General features: G+C 35.7%; 6 protein-coding genes and 2 tRNA genes. 2 read left to right on the top strand and 6 right to left on the bottom strand.

Features of this window, described 5'->3' with window-relative positions; genetic code table 11:
• Positions 1–63: 63 nt before the first annotated feature.
• The 6 genes from ABYT26_RS08345 to ABYT26_RS08320 form a co-directional block, all read right to left on the bottom strand.
• Positions 64–138 (bottom strand) — tRNA-Pro (locus tag ABYT26_RS08345).
• An 8-nt stretch (positions 139–146) separates the two neighbouring features.
• Positions 147–234, bottom strand: a tRNA-Ser gene (locus tag ABYT26_RS08340).
• A gap of 197 nt (positions 235–431) precedes the next feature.
• On the bottom strand, positions 432–1,409 hold the full coding sequence (floA, locus tag ABYT26_RS08335) for a flotillin-like protein FloA (protein ID WP_372752791.1): 978 nt from the start codon (positions 1,407–1,409) through the stop codon (positions 432–434).
• Positions 1,410–1,419: 10 nt separating this feature from the next.
• The gene (locus tag ABYT26_RS08330; protein WP_372752789.1) at positions 1,420–1,884 is read right to left on the bottom strand and encodes an NfeD family protein; all 465 of its coding nucleotides are present in this window, start codon (positions 1,882–1,884) and stop codon (positions 1,420–1,422) included.
• A 25-nt stretch (positions 1,885–1,909) separates the two neighbouring features.
• Entirely contained in the window at positions 1,910–2,194 is a 285-nt protein-coding gene (locus ABYT26_RS08325; RefSeq protein ID WP_372752787.1) for an ATP-dependent Clp protease adaptor ClpS, read from the bottom strand.
• A 16-nt stretch (positions 2,195–2,210) separates the two neighbouring features.
• Positions 2,211–4,373 carry a hypothetical protein gene (locus ABYT26_RS08320; protein WP_372752785.1) on the bottom strand — a complete coding sequence of 721 codons (2,163 nt, stop codon included), beginning with the start codon at positions 4,371–4,373 and terminating at the stop codon, positions 2,211–2,213.
• 350 nt (positions 4,374–4,723) lie between these two features.
• Here ABYT26_RS08320 and bcp point away from each other — a divergent pair, with 350 nt between their 5' ends.
• Positions 4,724–5,191 carry a thioredoxin-dependent thiol peroxidase gene (gene bcp / locus ABYT26_RS08315; RefSeq protein ID WP_372752783.1) on the top strand — a complete coding sequence of 156 codons (468 nt, stop codon included), beginning with the start codon at positions 4,724–4,726 and terminating at the stop codon, positions 5,189–5,191.
• 21 nt (positions 5,192–5,212) lie between these two features.
• Entirely contained in the window at positions 5,213–6,232 is a 1,020-nt protein-coding gene (gene recA, locus ABYT26_RS08310) for a recombinase RecA (RefSeq protein ID WP_372752781.1), read from the top strand.
• Positions 6,233–6,291: the final 59 nt, after the last annotated feature.

Here is a 6,291-nt window from a genome sequence, read left to right as displayed (position 1 = left end):
TCTCATTCCGGTATTCTATTAAGATAAAAAAAGAGAAGTTTTTAAACTCCTCTAAAATTTTCGTCGGGGTGGCAGGATTCGAACCTGCGACCTCCTGCTCCCAAAGCAGGCGCGATGACCGGGCTACGCTACACCCCGAAAATTTGCGGAGAGAGGGGGATTCGAACCCCCGGTACCGTTACACAGTACGTCAGTTTAGCAAACTGGTGGATTAAGCCACTCTCCCACCTCTCCTTTATTGCGGTAGCAAAAGTATGTAAAAATTTCAGATGTGCAAAATATTTTATCAGCATAAATCAAAGATTTATTGCCTTCATTTTATAGTAAATTATAAATCAATGAGATTGAAAAATATTTATTTTATTTTTAATGAAAAAAAAACCGGAAAGCATAAAAATACTTCCCGGTAATCGAGTAAAATTGATCTTCTTTTATTTCTTTTTTCCTTTATCAGATGGATTGGCAATATTTTCGCGCATGCTTGTATCCGCTTCAATATTCTTCATTCTATAATAATCCATTATTCCTAATTGTCCATTTCTGAATGCCTCAGCCATCGCTCTGGGAACTTCTGATTCGGCCTCAATAACCTTTGCCCTCATCTCCTGAGCCAATGCTTTATTTTCCTGTTCGGAAGCAACAGCCATTGCTCTTCTCTCTTCTGCTTTTGCTTGTGCAATTTTTAAATCAGCTTCAGCTTGATCTGTTTGTAGAACAGCTCCAATATTTTTACCTATATCGATATCAGCAATATCAATAGACAAAATTTCAAATGCAGTTCCTGCATCCAATCCTTTCTCCAATACAACTCGCGAAATATAATCCGGATTCTCTAAAACAGATTTATGCGATTCGTTGGAACCGATAGAAGATACAATTCCTTCTCCAACTCTAGCCAAAACAGTTTCCTCACCTGCACCACCTACCAACTGGCGAATATTAGCTCTCACTGTCACTCGAGCCTTTGCAATTAACTGAATACCATCTTTAGAAACAGCAGTTACTGGAGGTGTATTAATAACTTTAGGAATTACACTCATTTGTACTGCTTCATAAACATCTCTACCCGCCAAATCGATTGCTGTTGCCATTTTAAAGCTCAAATCGATATTTGCTTTTGACGCAGAAACCAATGCATGCGTAACTTGAGCAACACGGCCTCCTGCCAAATAATGGGCTTCTAACTCATCCCGATTCAAAACCAAACCAGCTTTTGTTCCTTCAATTAAAGCACTCACAATCACTTTTGGTGGAACCTTTCTCCATCGCATAAATACTAATTGAAGTAACGAAATGCGAACTCCTGACAACAGAGCCGAAAACCAAAGACCAACTGGGACAAAATAGAAGAGTATATAAACTCCAACCCCGATGGCTACAATTAACAATATCAAAGCACCAATTTCCATTTGCTTAAATTTAAATAGGTTTTACAATTATAATCTTATCAATAATTCCAACAACCTCAACTGGGGTTTTCTCATCGATATAAGTTCCCATTGATTTTGCTTCTACAATTTTATTATTCATTTTTACCATCCCCATAGGCGCAAGACGAGAGGTACAAACACCCTGATCCCCAATCAGAACATCGGAATCTTCCATTTTTTCGACCTTAGAGGTTACTTCGGTTTTCAACATGATTTTATTCCATGTTTTCGACTTTAAAGCAAGGGCAAAGGAGGCCCCGAAAAGAATTATTACAGATAAAATGCTTAAATGTCCAACCGAATATCCATAATGATGATAAGACATATACACTCCTCCAGCAATCATTAATATGCCGCCAATGGCAGCCACGGTAACTCCAGGAATCACTAGAAACTCCAATAATAAAAGGACAATACCAAATACGATGAGTAAAATAATAATTAAGGCTGTCATGTAATCTAAATCTGATTTATTACCACTATACGATACTCACTTTTAATCCTTTTTCAGCTAATCGATCCCGCATGGGCCTGATAGTATTCAGGCTTCCATTTTTTACATCACATTTTCCTTTATAATGAGTAATGTAGGCACATTGCTCAGCTTGATCAGGATTATGCCTACAAACCTCCACCAATGCATCCACCACAAAATCAAAAGTGTGGAAATCATCGTTTATAAGCAGCAAAGTATTACGATTTAAAAGGTCATTAATAACATCGCTCTCTTTCTTATCAGCATCTATATTTTTATCTACAAACATAAATAAGTCCTTCTATTTACTGTCTTAGTATTTCTAATGCTTGTTGAATAGTAATCTTATCGTTACCAGAGAATGCAACGGTAAAAGCATCATTTAAGCCAGCTTCGCGAATCTCCATTTTTAATTTACTCACTCTACTGTACGAATCAAAACTACCTACCGTACAAATGGTAAAACCTCTGTAATCTTTAGAATAATTAATTGGATATTTTGAGAAACTCTCCAATTTTGATTTCACATCCTGAGGGATATCATTAGAATATGCTCCAACTTGAACTCTAAAATAGACTTTATCGTCTCCTTTTGTCGTCATTTCAGGATTAGCTTTTGCACTTACTTTCTTCATTGGCTCAGGCACATAATCCGCATCGGTAACTTTAATAGCAGCACCCAAACTTGTTTTATGTCCATCTTTATAAACTACAACAAAAGTATTTGGAAACAGTTGTCGTACCTCTGGAATTTCCTTCTTAGCAGCAGCAAAGCTAGAATAATTTCCTACCATATATTTAAACAACTTCCCATTCTCAACAACATCTTCCTTAACATCAGCCAAACCAGAAAAGAAACTAGATTCTACTCGGTTAGAAAAAACTCCTACTTGTAAGTGATAAACATATCCATCTTGTGAATGATTATCCATTGCAGGAATCGCTGTAGATGTTCTAGTATCATTTGAAGCAACAACATCTGCAGTAACGGTTCCTATTATATTTTCATTTAGATAATTCGACTCCTGAAGCTGAGCCTCAGCCAATTTATTTTCAGCCTTCTTACTTAATTCAAAAGACTTTTGTTCTAACTTTGAGATCTTATCTGCAAGTGTTTTTTTAGGGGTTCCTTTTACATCATTTAGTTGAATTCTTAGCTGATCGGCAACACCGATTAAACTATCGGAATTAAAACGATCATTTTTGGCCTCTATAAAAATTGCTCTTGCCTGATTAGATTTAAATTCTTTAATAAAATGGTAGGTAAATTCGCTAGTAACAGGGAAATTAAAGTAAGGAAAATCTGTTTCCTTGTACTTATTGGAATAAATAGGTTCGTCATTTTCAAGCAAATTTCCAGCAAGACTAGCATTTCCAACCTCCAAACTTGCAATATCAGCAAGCATTTCTGGATCCATCACTACTTTCTGTTCTGAATAATCAGACAACTTTATTTTGTAGACATTCACCTCATCTTTCCCTGTATCTCTGCTAGAAACAAAACTTGCATACTCATCGTTTAAATCAGTAGCAAAAAACAGATCGTTGGATGTTGAATTAATTGGGAAACCCATATTCTCAGGCTCTGTCCAAGTATCTGATATTTCATTATACACTGAGCGGAAAATATCAAATCCTCCCATACTTGAATGTCCCTGAGAACAAAAGTAAAGAGTTCTGCCATCATTCGACATAAAAGGATAAACCTCATCATAAACGGTGTTTAAAGCACTTAATTCTTCAGCTTCTCCCCACCCCCCGTTTTTTAATCGCTTGGCACGATACAGATCCCTTCCTGTCTTTTTATTTTTTCCATAACTTGAAAAGTAGATGTACTGTCCTTTATTAGCAAGACAAGCAACATCTTTATCACCATCTTCATCATATCGGGATTTAAGTGAATTCTTCTTTTTCGACAGACGATCTTCAAAACCATCTAAATCGTAAGACCTAAAAAAGCCATCTCGACTGACTACTTTTTTGCTTTTAACATCCAACACTGAATAAGAATTTACAAGTGGCAACCCATTCTGACACATCTCTATTAAACGCTCTATCCCAATGGATTTCTTCTTATAATACTCACTAAACTTACGGTAGTAACGAACAGCTGAATTAAACTCATAATTCATATGAAAAGCCCTCCCCAGATAGTAAGGGACCGATGCATTTACATTTTTTGTAGATGCGATTTTTAGGTGCTGGATAGCCTGCTTAATATTCTCATTTACTTCTACTTGACAAACGCCCAAATAATAATTATACTCAGGATCCTGCGGGTATACATTTATCAAATCCTGGTACAAAGGCAAAGCTTTACTATAATCCTCACCATCAAAAAACACAAAAGCTTTTTGTTCAACCTCTTGTTCTGTCTTCCCTTCCTGAAAACTTTGTGCTATCGACACCTGAAAAAAGAAAAAAGAAAGCAAAAATAAACAGTAGCGTAATTTCATTTTATTATTCATAGATCAATCTCTTGAAAATGGAAATAGGTAAAACCATAGTTTTTCCTTCCAATTAACAACAAAAAAGTAAATTCTCTGCCTGCAAACCACTACTATCCATGAACACTTCTCATACTATGCAGGATTTTATAAAGAGTTAAGATAGTAATTATATCATAACAAAGATAATATATAATGTGTAAGTATAAAATTACAAGATAAAGATTAAGATTAACAAAAAAATAAAAAAAAATCTTTTCATCAGGTTTTAGGATCATTTTTTTCTACCTTCAATTACTAATAATTTTAATGATCTAAAATTCGTACCTATACACAGATATAGGTATATTTGCAATTCAAAATTTAAATAGATGCTACTATTAAAAGAAGGAGATAAAGCTCCATGTTTCACTGGATTAAACCAAGATAACAAAGAACTAAAACTTTCCGACTTTACTGGAAAAAAAATCATTCTATATTTTTACCCCAAAGACAATACTCCTGGGTGTACCGCAGAATCGTGCAACCTAAACGAAAATTACGATGAACTCAGCAAAAAAGGATTCGAGATCATAGGGGTAAGTCCTGATAAGATAACATCACACCAAAAATTTATTGCAAAATACAATTTGGCGTTTAATTTAATTGCCGACACAGAAAAAGAAATATTGGAAGCGTATGGTGCCTGGGGAGAGAAAAAACTCTATGGCAAAACCTATATGGGCGTTTTAAGAACTACCTTTATCATTTCCGAGCAAGGCTATATCGAAAAGATATTCCAAAAAGTAAAAACAAAAGATCACACCCATCAAATCCTTGCCGAGATGGGCCTACTTTAGTAAATAAATAATTCAGAATATATGAGCGCAAAAGAAGTTTCAGAAATCAACAAAGAAAAGCTAAAAGCTCTCCAATTAACCATGGAGAAAATTGACAAAACCTATGGAAAAGGTGCTATCATGAAGATGGGCGACAATGCCATCGAAGATATTCCTACCATTTCAACTGGATCTTTATCCTTAGACATGGCCTTAGGCGTAGGAGGACTTCCCCGAGGAAGAATTATTGAAATTTACGGACCAGAATCTTCGGGTAAAACTACCCTAGCAATTCATGCAATTGCCGAAACTCAAAAAGCAGGAGGAATTGCCGCAATTATTGATGCTGAGCATGCATTTGATCGATTTTATGCTGAAAAACTAGGTGTTGATACTGAGAATCTATTAATATCTCAACCTGATAATGGAGAACAAGCTTTGGAAATTACCGATCAGTTGATCCGTTCTTCTGCAATCGACTTGATTGTAATTGACTCGGTAGCTGCCCTAACTCCTAAAGCAGAAATTGAAGGTGAAATGGGTGAATCAAAAATGGGTTTACAGGCTCGTTTAATGTCTCAAGCTTTACGTAAACTAACTGCAAACATCAACAGAACAAACACTACTTGTATTTTCATCAACCAATTGCGAGAGAAAATTGGAGTTATGTTTGGTAACCCAGAAACAACCACTGGTGGTAACGCTCTTAAATTCTATGCTTCTGTTCGCTTGGATATTAGAAGAATTGGACAAATCAAAGACGGCGATGAAGTAAGTGGAAACCACACTCGTGTGAAAGTTGTAAAAAATAAAGTTGCACCTCCATTTCGCAAAGCTGAATTCGATATAATTTACGGAGAAGGGATTTCAAAAACTGGTGAAATCATCGACCTTGGTGTAAATTACAACATCATTAAAAAAAGTGGATCGTGGTTTTCCTATGGTGACACTAAGTTAGGACAAGGTCGTGAGGCTGTTCGAAAACTTCTTATCGACAACGTTGAATTAGCCGAAGAATTAGAAACTAAAATTATTACAGCAATCAATCAACCTGCTCAATAATTTTTCAAATAAAACAATCCAAAGGCCCTCATTTACAGAGGGTCTTTTTTTGAATATAA

The sequence above is a fragment of the Labilibaculum sp. genome, from assembly GCF_041595635.1.
GTDB lineage: Bacteria > Bacteroidota > Bacteroidia > Bacteroidales > Marinifilaceae > Labilibaculum.
Note: the sequence above shows the minus strand (reverse complement) of the source record. Positions and strands in the feature narration are given on the sequence as shown.

Coding starts and splice junctions, on each gene's coding strand:
- ABYT26_RS08330 (WP_372752789.1), bottom strand. CDS start 1,884: ATGACAGCCTTAATTATTATTTTACTCATCGTATTTGGTATTGTCCTT.
- floA (WP_372752791.1), bottom strand. CDS start 1,409: ATGGAAATTGGTGCTTTGATATTGTTAATTGTAGCCATCGGGGTTGGA.
- bcp (WP_372752783.1), top strand. CDS start 4,724: ATGCTACTATTAAAAGAAGGAGATAAAGCTCCATGTTTCACTGGATTA.
- ABYT26_RS08320 (WP_372752785.1), bottom strand. CDS start 4,373: ATGAATAATAAAATGAAATTACGCTACTGTTTATTTTTGCTTTCTTTT.
- recA (WP_372752781.1), top strand. CDS start 5,213: ATGAGCGCAAAAGAAGTTTCAGAAATCAACAAAGAAAAGCTAAAAGCT.
- ABYT26_RS08325 (WP_372752787.1), bottom strand. CDS start 2,194: ATGTTTGTAGATAAAAATATAGATGCTGATAAGAAAGAGAGCGATGTT.